Below are 13,353 nucleotides of genomic sequence, written 5' to 3'. Positions count from 1 at the left end.
ATCTATGAGTTTGCAATTTAGCCATTAAAGTCTTGCCCATCAAGGTTTATGGGGACATGTTGTTTTGCCATGAACATGACCTGTCAGGTCATTGATGGTTCAAGGCATGAAGAAAGGCAGCATGATGGCAGGAGCAGAGCAGCATGGCAGGGTGGAAGATGGCAGTCATGAGGCTGGTCAGAGTGCACTGACCCCGCAGGAAGTGACAGCCTGCTGCCAGCAGCTTGTTGCCCGTGGTGAGGGAGACCAGGCTGTCAGTCTGGCCATACAGATTGCCCAGGGGACGCAGGATGTGGCGCTCATTCTTGCGGCGGGCCTTTTTCTTGTCCGTTTCACCCCCCGGCATGAGGTGGTGATTGCCGTCTTCCGCAAGGCTCTGCTTTTGATGCCGGAGGCGGAACCCGCCATGGCCTCCATGCGGGGCGAGGTGAAGATTTTTCTGGCAGGGGCGCTCATGGTGGCGGGCGAACGGGAAGAGGCCATGGCCCTCTTCATGGATGTTGCCCGGACTCTGCCAGAACATCGGGTGCTTGTCGGGGAGCATCTTTCAATGGCCCTGCTGGAGGCGGGGCTGGCGGATCAGGCTGAGCAGGTGCTGTTGGCCTGGCTTGCGGATGGACCGCCCTCCGTCTCGCTGTACAACAACATGGGTTGCGCTCTGGGACGGCTGAACCGCTCCCGGGATGCCCTGGCCTATTATCGCCGGGGAATGGAGCTGTCCTCCCGGCATGAGGCTGTTTCCTTCGGCTATGCCATCGCCCTGTTGAAAGCCGGTGAGTATGAGGAGGGCTTTGCCCGCTATGTAAGGCGTGTGCCCCGTATTCCGAGCCTGAACTGCTGGTTCTATCAGGACCTGCCCAGACTGACGAACGATGTTCCGCTGGAAGGGCGCCACCTTCTTTTCTATCAGGAGCAGGGGCTTGGCGATACGATCCAGTTCATTCGCTTCCTGCCGGAGATCGTCCGCCGGGCAGGGCGGGTCACGCTGGCCGTTCTGCCATCGTTGGCCCGGCTGCTGAGGGAAAGCTACCCCATGGTGCAGGTCTGCCTTATCACGGAGCTTCTGGACCATCCGGAGCGTGTGGCAGAGTATGATTTTTCCTGCCCGATACCGGACCTTCCCTATCTCTGTCATCTCAGGCACGTGGCTGATATTCCGGCTTTTAGTCCCTATCTGGAAGTTCCGGTGCGGCGGCGGGAGCATTTTGCCCGACTTGTGGAGCAGGCCGTGGCACAGGGTGGCCGGGCAGGGGGGCACAGCCCCGCCGGGCGGCGCCTGCGTGTAGGGCTCGTCTGGGCAGGGGATTCTCGGTCCAGCGCACAGGATGTGGCTGCAGACAGGCGGCGTTCCAGCAGTTTTGCGGAGATGATGGAGGCCCTCGGGCCGGTGGAGGCTGATCTGTTCAGCCTTCAGTATGGCGACCGGCGGGGAGAGCTGGAGCCAGTGGAGGGGCAGGGAGCGGTCGTGCATGATCTGATGGGACACGTGCAGGACATGGCGGATACGGCTGCCCTGATGGAAAGTCTGGACCTTGTCATTTCCGTTGATACGGCCCCGCTGCATCTGGCTGGGGCACTGGGCCGGGAAGTCTGGCTGGTCAGTCGATGGGATGCCTGCTGGCGGTGGGGTGATGAAGGTGACCGCACCCCGTGGTACCCGACCATGCATATTTTCCGGGCGCAGGAGCTGTCTCTTGCCCCTGTTCTGAAGGACGTGGCCGCCTCCCTGAGACGGCGGATTGCGGAGGGCTGAGCCATGTCATCTTATAAGGTAGCCATCCTGCTGCGCACGAAAAACCGTCCCGTTTTTCTGCGTCGGGCTCTGGAAACACTGAGGGCGCAGAGCTTTCAGGACTTCCGTATCCATATCATCAATGACGGGGGAGACATGGCCGCCCTGCGGGCCTGCGTTGCAGAGTGTGGCCCATCATGGGGGGAGCGCCTTTCCTGCGTGGATCTGCCCCGGTCTGTCGGACGCAGCAAGGCACTGGCCCTTGCCTTGGCCGTGTCCGACGAGCCTTATATTCTCATCCATGATGATGATGACACGCTGGAGCCTTCTTTCCTGGCCGAGACGGTCGCCTTTCTGGAGCGGGACGGGACGGGTTTCTATGCTGGTGTCACGACCAGCAATTATGACGTGTATGAACGTATCGAGGATGGACGGATCATCACGGACAGGAAAACGGACCAGTTTGGCCGCAAGAGTGGCTCGCTGGTGGATTACGGCCTGTATCTCTCCCACATGTATGTCATCATGCCGATCACCTTCCTGTTCCGCCGGACGGCCCTGGCGGTGGCGGGTGGAGTGGAAACGCGGCTGGATTATGTCGAGGACCACGATCTTTTCCTGCGTGTCATGATGGCGGGTGAGGTCGGGATTCTGGAAGAGTTCCTCTGTTCATACCATCACCGTCTTGCGACTGGTGACGCCAATGATGCCAGCCAGCATGAGGTGACCTATGATTACGAGCTGGCCTACAAGAACGGCATCATCCGGAAGGCCATGCAGGGGGGAGACCGCCTGAGACAGATGCAGGCCGGTTTCATCCAGGGGAATCATCTGGGGCGTTCCCAGCTTGGGCAGCTGTCCCGGCAGGTGGCACAGCTTCAGGAGGGCTTTGCCAGCCTGTCACAGGTGATGGTGGAGCTGCTTGGTCATATCAGGCGCTGAGGGCCACTCCTGTCGGAATGGTCAGTAGGCCGTGGCGTAAGGGACATTGCTGGCAGCGTGGACAGGCATGGCCCGGTAGGCGGCAAGACTCCGGCCATTCTGTGAGCTTTTCATTCGCTGGTGCGGTGGTGGTGGCATGGCAGGGCGGAAATAACCCCGGAAGGGACGGAAAGGACGATGCCCCTGTGAGGGAGCCTGTCCCGGTGTGGCCGCAGCAGCAGGCTGCGCCACAGGGGGTAGGGGGCGTGTTGTTTCCTGATGGCGGAGAGCGGCCAGAAAACTGGCGGGCCCTGTAGTGGCGTGGGTTATGCCGGTCCCTGATGGGGAGGCTGATGCCGGCCTGATGACGAAGGGCCGGTACGGCCTGGTCGTCTGCACCGGGTGGTTCTGACCAGCGCCAGAATGATCGCCAGTCATGACAGCCGCCACAGCGGGATGTGGCGATGTGGAAAGAGGGGGGTGTGGCAGAGGCGTGTCCAGCGGTGTGGCCCATTGCTGGAGAACCTGTTGCAGGTAGGTCGTGCCCAGGGTGCCTGTCTGTGAATGATAAGCAGCAGCGGCCCGTGGCCAGCTGCCGGTCTGGTCCTTCATTTTCTGGAGAAACAGGCCAGCATAGCGGGCATTGCTGTAGGGGTCGAAGGCTGTATCCAGAGAGGGGAAGGCTGTTGGATGGTGGAGGAGATTGACCTGAAGGCAGCCGACATCAATGGACTGTATGCCCTGCTGCTGGAAGGCTTTTACAGCCTCTACCGCTTCCTGGCGTGAGGCATAATAGTGACCTGTCCCGGCAACATTGATGCTCCACGGCCATGGGGTGAGGGTGCCATTGCCATCCGGGCGGCCTGTTTCCACCCGGCTGATGGCCGAAAGGAAACCATCCGGCAGTCGCAGGGCCCGTTCTACCTGCTCCGTGGCAGTGCGGCAGAGGCGGGACTGGGTGGGGTCCATGGGGGGGAGTGAAATCTGGGCCATGGCAGGCGGGGTCAGGAACATGCCCAGAAGAAGCCTCGGGACCCGCCAGAGGGCGAGGTGGAGCCAGCGCCCGGGTTTGTCATGCTGAAAGATGGAGGTCATGGGTCTCTCAAGGCTTTCTTTTGACGGACTTTCAGGGTAACCAAGGCATACCATTAAATAATTTTCCTTGTATAATCCATATATAAGGTTAAGTTGGAGCGTAGGAGACTATGCTTGATGTTTTTGAAGAGCTGTTGCGCCTGGCTGTCCCGAAGTCTGGATGGGATTCGGCCTGCCTGTCGCTGTATGATGCTGGCGATCTTCGGATGCGTGCTGTCTGGCATGTTTTCGGGTGGTTCAGCCCATGCCTCTGCGGTCCGTATCAAGGATATTGTGGATTATGAAGGAATCCGGGACAACCAGCTCGTCGGTTATGGGCTTGTTGTCGGTCTGAACGGCACCGGGGACCGGCTGACCAATACGCTTTTTACCCGTGAAACCCTGGTCGGCATGCTCAACCGTCTTGGTGTCAATATCCGGGACAAGGCCATCCAGCTGCAGACACACAACACGGCCGCTGTCATGGTGACAGCCAGTCTGCCGCCGTTCTCGCATGGTGGCAGCCGGATTGACGTAACGGTTTCTGCCGTGGGTGATGCCCAGAGCCTGACAGGCGGTACGCTGATCGTGACGCCTCTTCAGGCTGCAGATGGTGAGGTTTATGCCGTGGCGCAGGGGTCGCTGGTGACGAATGCCTTCACGGCCAGAGGGCCGGGGGCCGTCGCCACCCGTAATGTGCCAACCAGTGGGCACATCGCCAATGGTGCCGTGGTGGAGCGGGAAGTGCCCGTTCTGCTGGGGGCTGGTGGGGTGATCCATCTGTCTCTCAAGAATTCGAATTACACGACGGCGGTTCGCATTGCCGATGTCATCAACCGGCACATGGGCCGGGGGACAGCTCGGGTGGATGATCCCAGGACGGTGGCCGTCAACCTGGCCGGGCGCAACGTCTCCGAGGCCCTGTATGAGATCGGGGATCTGACCGTCACGCCGGACACGATGGCCAAGGTCATCGTGGATGAAGCCGCTGGGACCATCGTCATCGGGGATAATGTCCGTATCACCACGGTGGCCATTGCCCAGGGGAACCTGACCGTGCAGGTGACCAACAGCCCTGAAGTTGTCCAGCCCAACGCCTTTGGTGCAGGGCAGACTGCTGTCGTGCCCAGGACGCAGATCAATGCCACGACCGATCGTGAACACAGGATGGGCATTCTTTCTGATGGCCCCTCCCTGGCCAATCTTGTAACGGGCCTGAATGCCCTTGGAGTTGGCCCCAGAGACATGATCAGTATTCTCCAGGCCATCAAGGCGGACGGTGCCTTGCAGGCTGAGCTGGAAGTGCGCTGATCGCAGGGATGAATCCAGTCTGACTGTCTGTCTTTTACAGGAGAAAATACCGGTTCATGAGTATTTCGTCAGTCTCACATGCGGCGTCTGCGCATGTGGCGGCCCCGTCCGCCGGAAAGCAGGCAGACCGGAGCCATCCCATGTCTCCGCAGGATGAAAACAGGGTCCGTAAAACGGCCCGGGATTTTGAGGCCATGGCGCTGGGAGAAATGCTTCAGCCCATGTTCGATACGGTGGACAATTCCGCAGCGCCCTTTGGGGGAGGCAATGCCGAGAAGCAGTTCCGCTCCATGCAGGTGCTGGAACTGGGCAAGGAGGTTGCCCGTAGCGGGGGGATAGGGATTGCCCATCAGGTTTATGGCCGGATGAAGGCCATGCAGGAGCAGGCCGCCCAGGCCAGCAGCATACATCCCAGCAACAGGACAGGAGGATACAGACCGTGACATTGCAGAGGCTTGGCAAAGCCGCACGTCGGCTTGCCGGGCATTTTTCCAGACGGGACGAGGATGAACTGGACGGCTCTTTCCTGCCCCATCTGATGGGCAGTTTTGCCCGGGCCGCGGACATCATGGCGCAGGAAAACCGCTTTCTTCAGGATAATGACGTGTCAGCTGCTGCAGCACTTCTGCCTGAAAAGACAGCGACCATGGAAGAGCTGACAGCCCTTGTGGCCAGGGCACGGAAGCATGATGTACGGGTGGAGAATCTTTCTCCTGCCTTTCGGCAGGTGCAGAGGCGTTTTACTGAAATTGCTGCCCAGAATGGGGAGCTGTTGCAGCAGGCTCTTGTCACGCAGGAGGCCGTGATGAAGCTGCTCATTGAAAGTGCGGTGGAGGCCAACCGTCATGGCTATGGCCGGACGGGCGAGGTGGGATCTGATACGTCCTGCGGGTCACTTTCACTGAATGACCGGGCCTGAGCAACGGGCCAAAGGCCCGTTGCGTCTCTTTTACCAGTATCCGCCGATCATGTGGCGTGGCTGGTTGTTGTCCGGGTCTGCGGCTGGGCTCCAGACGGTCCAGTCCCATGAGGTTGTATCCCGGTAATTTTCAGCCATCATGGCGGGCAGGGGCGGGTCCTGCGGTGGATGATGGGCGTGTTTGCGCTGCATGATGGCCTGCATGTGGGCCTGAAGGGTGCCATAGGCGGTTTCATCCCCCATATACACACAGCCACAGGCCAGTGGGTCAGCATAGAGGTAGATGCGCTGCCCGCTCGGGGCCATGCGGTAGGTCAGGCTACCGGGTGGCAGGCTGTTCATGAGGGCAAAACGGGCGGTCGTGTTGGCTGGGTGGGCGACAAATCCGGCATGGCTGAGCAGGCTGCCTTTCTCCAGATAGGGGGCGGCCGGTCGTACGCAGCCAGCCAGAGCCAGGCCGAGCAGGGCCGTGCAGGCATGTCTCGCCATGGCAGAGGGTGAGGGGATGGTCAGGGCCATGGTTGTCACTCCCGGTTCAGGCTTTTGGCTGTCTGATTGTCCGTCAGAACCAGGGGCGGCACACAGCAATAGGCCTTCATGTCGGCATAATGGCGGTTCATGAGATGGTCGACACTGGTGCTCATCAGGGTCCTGTTGCCCAGTGAAGGGTAATTGATGGGCAGTGTGGTCATGGGCAGGCAGCGTTTCATGAGGGAGACGGCCCCACGGGGAGACAGGGCGTAACCACAGATGCCAAAGGCCTGCTTCAGGCGGAAAGGAAGTGTCTCGACCGTCTGGTGCCGGAATTCCTCAATGCCGCAGCGAACATCATCCTGGTTGAAATAGGCGAAACAGTCTGTCTGCCCCGGCAGAACCTCATAATGGAGAGGGGCATCCGAATTCTGTCCCCACAGGATGATCTCCCAGTCTTCCGGCAGCTGCTGGATGATCTGCTGGCTCTTCTGTTCAAAATTCTGGCAGAGGAAAGCGTCATCTTCAAAGATGTTGGCAGGCTCTCCGCTCTGGGCGACTGTTCCCCACAGGGCAACATGGGTCAGCCCCGAGCCAATGGCTCCGGCCGTGAAGTGGCAGTCCTGTGCCAGAAGGCCGGCCTGTATGGCATCCTGTTTGTCCAGCGTTTTGCCATCAATGCCGGGCGCATGAGTGATGTCAGGGCCATGCCGGTTGACCCGCCGGAACCTCTCAAGCCGGTCTGGTGTTCGGGCGAGGCTGATGACGTAATGTTTCATGAATATCCTTCTTGTCATGACAGGCCTGTTTCATGTCGTGTTGCGAAGATATGGCATGTTTCCAGGTCATGCCATATCTGTTATGGTTAAAACATGATCATTTTAGCCTTGCATTAATCATTCGTGTTTTAATGTGAGGCCAGATGCTGGCAGATGTCGTGCCAGCCTTATGGTTTTATGGAGGAGGCGGCTTATGGGGCTTGGTGGCATTTCACCCGTGGCACAGTTTCTTATGGCCCAGAAAAATGAGGTCCAGACAGCAGCTGACAGCGTGAAGGGCGACAATACGGCCAAACGCATGGTGTCGGACTTCCAGGACAAGGCACCATCCATCACCACGGCCAAGCAGCTCATGAGCAACTACTCTGCCAATCAGGTGGTGCTGAAGGCCTACAATCTCAGTTCCCTCAGCGGGCAGCAGGCTGTGGAAAAGGCCCTGCTGACGCAGGACCCCACCTCCTCCTCTTCTCTGGCCCAGACCTCCCGGAATGCCAGCTGGCTGGCCTTTGCTGATGCCTTCGCCAGCATGGGGGCGGGGCATGGCACGGCCAGTGCAACGCCTTTTACTTCAGACATGATGGCATCGACGGTGAGTGCCTACGAGCAGCGCCAGTATGAGACAAGCGATGCCCAGCAGAAGAATGGCGTGGGGGATGCGCTCTATTTCACCCGGAGGATGCAGTCCGGCAAGATCAAGACGGTGGATGACCTCATGGCGGACCCGACCCTGCTGCGTGTGGCAGAGGTTGTCAGCGGGTATGATCCGGACCAGTTCGGGGCTCTGGATTTCGACCAGCAGAAGCGCATCATCAGCAACAAGGTTGACATGAAGACCTTCTCGCAGCCGGAGAATGTCCAGCGCTATGCCGAACGGTACCTGACGCAGTTGCAGATTCACCCCAGCTATAACAGTGATGACAAGCCGGCCAGCATGATCGATCTTTTTGGTGGGGATGATGGTGGAGACGGCATCCTCGCCCTGTTTGGGGGTAGCGGTGATGGCGGGACTTCGTCCTCCGGTCTCTTCTGATGCCCGGAGCCCTCACCCTGCCGGATATTGAAACCCAGTGCCGGGCCGTGCGGGAACGCCACGTGATGCTCTCCGTCCAGCTTGCCCGGCAGAAGGATCTCATGGAGACCCTGACAGGGACCATCCGCCCCGCTGCGGAGGATGCCCCCATAGGGGAGCTGACCGGGCATGTGGTGGATGTCTCTGGCTTGTGCGTGACGGTGGATGGTCTGGCATCCTTTACGGCCGTAGGGGACCAGATACGCATCAGGACGCTGGATGGCCGGGACATTCTGGCGGAAATCATTGCCTTCCGCCATGGTCAGGCGCTGGCGATGACCTACGAATCCATAGAAGGAATCGGAGCCGGCTGTCCGGTCTTTCATGAACTTCACGGCCAGGGGCGGCAGGGTCTGTCTGGCGGGCTGGCGGTCAATGAATCATGGATTGGCCGTGTTGTGGACCCGATGGGGCAGCCGCTGGACGGTAGAGGGCCTCTTCTGCCATCGGCAGCCCGGCAGCAGCGTCATGCCCGCCCGCCGGAAGCCGCCGGACGGGCCCGGCTGGGGGCAAGGATTGATCTGGGAATCAAGGCCCTGAACCTCTTCACGACCTGTCGGCAGGGGCAGCGCCTGGGGCTTTTTGCGGGCTCCGGTGTGGGCAAATCCACGCTCATGGGGATGCTGGCCCGGGAGACGGCCTGCGATGTCACGGTCATTTCTCTTGTGGGGGAACGGGGCCGGGAAGTCCGGGAGTTCATGGAGGATGACCTGGGGCCGGAGGGGTTGGCCAAGTCCGTGCTTGTTGTCGCTACTTCGGACAGTTCCGCCCTCATGCGGCGGGAGGCTGCCTATAGCGCCATGGCCGTGGCGGAGCATTTCCGCAATCAGGGCAAGTCCGTCCTGCTGTTGATGGACAGTGTGACCCGCTTCTGTCAGGCCCTGCGGGAGATAGGTCTTTCAGCCGGAGAGGTGCCTGCTACCCGTGGTTATCCGCCCAGCGTGTTTGCAACTCTGCCTCGCCTGCTGGAGCGTGCTGGCCCCGGTGCATTGGATGAACAGGGCCAGGCAGGCCAGATGACGGCTTTCTTCTCCGTTCTCGTGGAAGGGGATGACCAGAACGAACCGGTGACGGACACGGTACGGGGGATTCTTGATGGTCATGTGGTGCTGGAACGCTCCATTGCTGAATCGGGCCGGTATCCGGCCATCAATGTTCTGCGGTCATTGTCCCGTTCCGTACCGGGTTGCAACAGCGAGAGTGAAAATGAGCTGACAGTCCGGGCACGGCGTCTTCTGTCCCAGTGGGATGAGGTGCGGGACCTTGTCCGGCTGGGCGCCTACAAGGCTGGGAATGATCCGGAAGCCGATCTGGCCGTACAGCTTGGCCCGCAGCTGGAAGAATTCCTCATCCAGAAAAAGACGGAGCGTGTCTCCCTTGAGGACTCTTTTGCCGGTCTGCGGGAGCTTCTCTCACAGGGTGAGCGTGTAGAAGCGCACCCCGCCTGACGTGTGAGGAGGGAACGTCATGAAACCGGCACGGCTCAAGGCCCTGACATCTCTGCTTACCCTCCAGAAGCGTAACACGACTTTGGCCCGTACAGAGCTGGCCCACTGTCTGGCCGAGGAAAAACGCCTTGAGAACAGCATAAGCGAGCTGAAGGCCCAGATGCAGGAGAACCGGATTCTTGTCAGTCAGGCCCGGGAGGAAGAAGCGCAGGACCTGACCCTGTGGAACGGATACCGGTACTGGCTGCCCATCGCACAGGAAGAGATGGACCGTCTGGAACAGGCGCTGGACAATGCCAGGGCGGTAAGTACTGCGGCCCGTGGCCGGGTGATGGACTGCGTGCGTGCTCAGGAGGCGACGGATGGCCTGCTGCGGCAGGACAGGCTGGAGCAGGCAGACAGGCTGCGACAGCAGGAACAGGTGGCTCTTGATGAACGGGCGCAGCATCAGAAGATGTTGGAAGAGCTGGAACTGTAAACAGAACATTTCCTTCCCATGACGAAAAGGCTTCCATCTGGTTCCATCAGGATTACATGGGCGTGGTTTTGGCAATCATTTAATATTATTCCTTATAAAATCCTTGAGACTCAACAATTCGCTGCGGTATTTCCATGATTAAACTTATTTTTTCATGTCCTTTTCGCATGGGCATACTTCATGGAGGGAATCGCAACGATGCAGATGGGGACCACGCCTTCAGGCAAGATCATGCTGGCGACGCCCTGCTTTGGCGGGATGGTGACGACAGGCTACATGCTGTCCGTCATCGGTTATGCCTCCAGCGGTCAGAGCATCCCCATGACGGTCATGCATGTCGGTGATGATGCCCTCGTGACACGGGCACGTAATACACTGCTTTCCAATTTCTATTTCCGGTCAGACTGTTCGCACATCCTTTTTGTCGATGCTGACATCAGCTTCCCCGCCAATGCCCCGACACGTCTGTTTGAAACAGGGAAAGATGTGGTGGCCGGGATGTACCCACTGCGTGAGCGGTTCTGGGACGAAGAAACAAAACACAACATTCTTGCCGGGGAACGCCAGCAGACAGCCTCTTTGCGTTATGTGGGCGAGACGGCGGCCATGCATGAGACCTATGAACGTGGCCCGCTGTTGCAGACCGCCTATGCCGGGACGGGATTCATGATGATCAGCCGTCATGCGGTCAGCCGCATGATCAAGGCCTATCCCGAGCTGGAATACAGGCGCATTGATGCCCCCGAGGGTGAGGATGGCCGACGGTTTGCCCTGTTCGAGGGCAGCGTGGATACCGAGAGCGGTACCTATCTCAGTGAAGATTACACGTTCTGCAAACGCTGGCGGGAGATTGGTGGAGAGGTCTGGCTGGATACGTCCATTGAGTTGACCCACACCGGCACGGCGTCTTTCTCCGGCATGCCGTCCGTACGTGTGGGCATCGCCCATAACAGGGGCCGTTGATGATGGCCAGGACCGTTGGTGGCCTGCCGGTGATGGGTGGCCCGGGGGCGTGGTGGTGCTGCCATGGCTGACCGGAAGAATGCCCGACCCATCATCATCAAGCGGGAAGAGGTTGTGGAGGCAGGGCATCATGGCGGTGCCTGGAAGGTCGCTTATGCCGACTTCATGACAGCCATGATGGCATTCTTCCTGCTCATGTGGCTGCTGAACATCACCACGGATGAGCAGAAGCGTGGCATTGCCCTGTTCTTCAATCCGATGGCGGACAGGACGGGCAAGGCGACATCAGACCAGGCGCTGCTGGAAACCTCGCCCCTTTCGGCACCTTCCTCCCTGCGTACGGTGCACAATTCCGATCATGAGCCGCCGCCGAAGCCGGATTCCTCGGAGACTCACCCAGAGGATCAGGGCTCAAGAGGCGGCCGGGCAAGTGAGGGTATCCTGACCGCCAGTGGCGTCAGCATCCTTCCGCCCGGTATGGCGGACCGTCCGGATGAGGATGAAGCCAGTGTCGGCCGTCCCGAGATCATTCCTCTCGGAGGGCCGAAGAGTGGGGCGGCAGAGAATGTTGGGCAGGTTGGCCAGGGCAATGCCGCTGCTGATGGCAGTGCCGGGGGACCAGCCTCTGCTGCTCAGTCCACCGGGGCTTCTGCCGACCATGAGAGCAGCCATGAAGCTGGTACGGAAGGCGTGGCGGCAGGTCTGCATCAGGCCGCCCAGGAGGATGCCCATCTCCGTCAGACCGTGGAAGGGCTGAAGGCCAGCCTGGCCCATCAGGCCGGACTGAATGAGCTGAAGGATAATCTCGGCTTCAGGATGGGGGCGGATGAAATCCGCATCGAGGTGCAGGATACGGCCCACAGGCCGATGTTCGACAATGGCGAGACCATGCCCAACAGGGAAGGCATGGCCCTGCTCGGGCAGATCGGTTCCTGGCTTGGCAGCCTGCCGGAAGATATCTCCATCATCGGGGAGACGGATGGTGTTCCGTACCATCTGCGGCAGGTCAATCCACATGGCCTGTCCAACTGGACACTCTCCGAGATGCGGGCCGACCGGGTGAGGGAGCTTCTGGTCCGGGCGGGTTATCCAGACCGGCGGATCAGGAGCGTGGAAGGGCGTGCGGACCGCAGTCTGGCTAACCCCGCCCACCCGGAGGCACCGGAGAACCGGCGGATTGTTCTGCTCATCCATCGTCTGCATCCGCTGCCGGCATCCTTTCAGGCCGGTACACAGCAGGCCCCGCCGCAGGGGGCAGCACGATGAACAGGCAGGAAGAGATGATGGATCATGATGTCAGAGCCGTTTTGAGAGGGGAACAATAGGATGCTGTATATCGGTGGGCTGATTTTTGCGTTGCTCTGCGTGTTTGGTTCCTTTGCGGCTTCGGGCGGGGCACTGGCTCCACTTCTGGCATCCATGCCGTTTGAGCTGCTGACCATCCTGGGGGCTGCCGTGGGCGTGTTTGTCATGAGCAACAGCATGGCAGCGCTGAAGTCGGTTTTCGGCTACCTGATGCTGGTCGTGAAAGGCCCCCGGCACAGTCAGCAGAGCTACATGGACCTTCTGGCCCTCATGTACCGCCTGCTGCGGCAGGCCAACATGAAAGGCATCGCCTCTCTGGAAAACGATTTTGAAGAGCCGCAGGAAAGCAGCATTTTTGCCACGTCTCCACGCATCAAGCAGGATGAGAAGACCCGTGACATGATCTGCGACTACCTGCGGCTCATCAGCATGAATCTGGATGAAAGCCACCAGCTGGACGAGATCATGGGCAGGGAGCTGAAGAAGAACCTGCATGAGGATCTTCACGTTGCCGAATCACTTTCCGGCATTTCCGATGCCCTGCCTGCTCTTGGCATTGTGGCGGCCGTGCTGGGTGTGGTGAAGACCATGGCTGCTATCAGCAAGCCGCCTGCCGTGCTGGGGGAAATGATTGCCGGTGCCCTTGTGGGAACCTTTCTCGGGGTGCTGCTGGCCTATGGTGTGGTCGGGCCGCTGGCCTCGCGGATGCAGGCCATCGTGAAGATGGACAATCGTTATTATGAAACGATCCGCACCGTGCTGGTGGCGTACCTGCAGGGGCAGCCGCCGCAGGTGTGCATCGAGATTGGCCGCAAGGACATCCCGGAAGAATTCATGCCCGGCTTTGCAGAAGTCGACAGCATGTTGAGTGAGCTGACCTGAC

14 protein-coding genes are annotated in these 13,353 nt (G+C 59.8%); 11 read left to right on the top strand and 3 right to left on the bottom strand.

All coding sequences use genetic code 11. The features are described from left to right. The first annotated feature begins 121 nt into the window (after positions 1-121). Positions 122-1,753: a tetratricopeptide repeat protein gene (locus tag DTI93_RS07135; RefSeq protein WP_249080123.1), complete on the top strand. Its 1,632-nt coding sequence runs from the start codon at positions 122-124 to the stop codon at positions 1,751-1,753. Between the two features lie 3 nt (positions 1,754-1,756). After that, positions 1,757-2,674 (top strand): glycosyltransferase family 2 protein, encoded by a 918-nt coding sequence (locus DTI93_RS07130; RefSeq protein WP_081562788.1) that lies wholly within the window; start codon positions 1,757-1,759, stop codon positions 2,672-2,674. Between the two features lie 21 nt (positions 2,675-2,695). On the opposite strand, the gene DTI93_RS07125 is transcribed toward DTI93_RS07130, so the two are convergent. After that, complete coding sequence (locus tag DTI93_RS07125; protein ID WP_249080120.1) at positions 2,696-3,748, bottom strand: transglycosylase SLT domain-containing protein; 1,053 nt, start codon at positions 3,746-3,748, stop codon at positions 2,696-2,698. 186 nt (positions 3,749-3,934) lie between these two features. Between DTI93_RS07125 and DTI93_RS07120 the strand changes: the two genes are divergently transcribed. The 3 genes from DTI93_RS07120 to DTI93_RS07110 are packed head-to-tail and all read left to right on the top strand — an operon-like array spanning position 3,935 to position 5,957. Next, the gene (locus DTI93_RS07120) at positions 3,935-5,038 is read left to right on the top strand and encodes a flagellar basal body P-ring protein FlgI (protein WP_052348903.1); all 1,104 of its coding nucleotides are present in this window, start codon (positions 3,935-3,937) and stop codon (positions 5,036-5,038) included. Between the two features lie 56 nt (positions 5,039-5,094). Then, positions 5,095-5,481, top strand: a complete 387-nt coding sequence (locus tag DTI93_RS07115) for a rod-binding protein (protein WP_081562786.1) — start codon at positions 5,095-5,097, stop codon at positions 5,479-5,481. Then, on the top strand, positions 5,478-5,957 hold the full coding sequence (locus DTI93_RS07110; RefSeq protein ID WP_143539866.1) for a hypothetical protein: 480 nt from the start codon (positions 5,478-5,480) through the stop codon (positions 5,955-5,957). Before DTI93_RS07115 ends, DTI93_RS07110 begins: the two co-directional genes overlap by 4 nt. A gap of 30 nt (positions 5,958-5,987) precedes the next feature. Here DTI93_RS07110 and DTI93_RS07105 read toward each other — a convergent pair whose 3' ends face one another. Together DTI93_RS07105 and DTI93_RS07100 are read right to left on the bottom strand one after the other, a co-directional pair. Then, entirely contained in the window at positions 5,988-6,476 is a 489-nt protein-coding gene (locus DTI93_RS07105) for a hypothetical protein (RefSeq protein ID WP_249080119.1), read from the bottom strand. 5 nt (positions 6,477-6,481) lie between these two features. After that, complete coding sequence (locus DTI93_RS07100; protein WP_043558168.1) at positions 6,482-7,207, bottom strand: glycosyltransferase family 25 protein; 726 nt, start codon at positions 7,205-7,207, stop codon at positions 6,482-6,484. Between the two features lie 217 nt (positions 7,208-7,424). Between DTI93_RS07100 and DTI93_RS07095 the strand changes: the two genes are divergently transcribed. The 6 genes from DTI93_RS07095 to motA all read left to right on the top strand — a co-directional run bounded on the left by DTI93_RS07095 (position 7,425) and on the right by motA (position 13,352). Then, complete coding sequence (locus DTI93_RS07095; protein ID WP_227449684.1) at positions 7,425-8,237, top strand: DUF1217 domain-containing protein; 813 nt, start codon at positions 7,425-7,427, stop codon at positions 8,235-8,237. A gap of 101 nt (positions 8,238-8,338) precedes the next feature. Next, the gene (gene fliI, locus DTI93_RS07090) at positions 8,339-9,724 is read left to right on the top strand and encodes a flagellar protein export ATPase FliI (protein WP_052348932.1); all 1,386 of its coding nucleotides are present in this window, start codon (positions 8,339-8,341) and stop codon (positions 9,722-9,724) included. A gap of 19 nt (positions 9,725-9,743) precedes the next feature. Then, positions 9,744-10,202: a hypothetical protein gene (locus tag DTI93_RS07085; protein ID WP_043558171.1), complete on the top strand. Its 459-nt coding sequence runs from the start codon at positions 9,744-9,746 to the stop codon at positions 10,200-10,202. Positions 10,203-10,382: 180 nt separating this feature from the next. After that, positions 10,383-11,165: a hypothetical protein gene (locus tag DTI93_RS07080; RefSeq protein ID WP_227449683.1), complete on the top strand. Its 783-nt coding sequence runs from the start codon at positions 10,383-10,385 to the stop codon at positions 11,163-11,165. Positions 11,166-11,228: 63 nt separating this feature from the next. Next, the gene (locus DTI93_RS07075) at positions 11,229-12,431 is read left to right on the top strand and encodes a flagellar motor protein MotB (RefSeq protein WP_143539865.1); all 1,203 of its coding nucleotides are present in this window, start codon (positions 11,229-11,231) and stop codon (positions 12,429-12,431) included. A 60-nt stretch (positions 12,432-12,491) separates the two neighbouring features. Continuing rightward, the gene (gene motA, locus DTI93_RS07070) at positions 12,492-13,352 is read left to right on the top strand and encodes a flagellar motor stator protein MotA (RefSeq protein ID WP_043558177.1); all 861 of its coding nucleotides are present in this window, start codon (positions 12,492-12,494) and stop codon (positions 13,350-13,352) included. Position 13,353: the final 1 nt, after the last annotated feature.

The organism is Parasaccharibacter sp. TMW 2.1884 (assembly GCF_023337695.1).
In the GTDB taxonomy this organism is placed as follows: Bacteria; Pseudomonadota; Alphaproteobacteria; order Acetobacterales; family Acetobacteraceae; genus Bombella; species Bombella apis.
The sequence above is the reverse complement of the archived record's forward strand: the minus strand, read 5'-3'. Positions and strand labels throughout refer to the sequence as shown.

What these genes read in the sequence shown, in the direction of transcription:
- motA (WP_043558177.1), top strand. Translation starts at nt 12,492, where the DNA reads ATGCTGTATATCGGTGGGCTGATTTTTGCGTTGCTCTGCGTGTTTGGT.
- DTI93_RS07135 (WP_249080123.1), top strand. Translation starts at nt 122, where the DNA reads ATGATGGCAGGAGCAGAGCAGCATGGCAGGGTGGAAGATGGCAGTCAT.
- DTI93_RS07075 (WP_143539865.1), top strand. Translation starts at nt 11,229, where the DNA reads ATGGCTGACCGGAAGAATGCCCGACCCATCATCATCAAGCGGGAAGAG.
- DTI93_RS07100 (WP_043558168.1), bottom strand. Translation starts at nt 7,207, where the DNA reads ATGAAACATTACGTCATCAGCCTCGCCCGAACACCAGACCGGCTTGAG.
- DTI93_RS07105 (WP_249080119.1), bottom strand. Translation starts at nt 6,476, where the DNA reads ATGGCCCTGACCATCCCCTCACCCTCTGCCATGGCGAGACATGCCTGC.
- fliI (WP_052348932.1), top strand. Translation starts at nt 8,339, where the DNA reads ATGGAGACCCTGACAGGGACCATCCGCCCCGCTGCGGAGGATGCCCCC.
- DTI93_RS07120 (WP_052348903.1), top strand. Translation starts at nt 3,935, where the DNA reads ATGATGCTGGCGATCTTCGGATGCGTGCTGTCTGGCATGTTTTCGGGT.
- DTI93_RS07080 (WP_227449683.1), top strand. Translation starts at nt 10,383, where the DNA reads ATGGAGGGAATCGCAACGATGCAGATGGGGACCACGCCTTCAGGCAAG.
- DTI93_RS07125 (WP_249080120.1), bottom strand. Translation starts at nt 3,748, where the DNA reads ATGACCTCCATCTTTCAGCATGACAAACCCGGGCGCTGGCTCCACCTC.
- DTI93_RS07085 (WP_043558171.1), top strand. Translation starts at nt 9,744, where the DNA reads ATGAAACCGGCACGGCTCAAGGCCCTGACATCTCTGCTTACCCTCCAG.
- DTI93_RS07130 (WP_081562788.1), top strand. Translation starts at nt 1,757, where the DNA reads ATGTCATCTTATAAGGTAGCCATCCTGCTGCGCACGAAAAACCGTCCC.
- DTI93_RS07115 (WP_081562786.1), top strand. Translation starts at nt 5,095, where the DNA reads ATGAGTATTTCGTCAGTCTCACATGCGGCGTCTGCGCATGTGGCGGCC.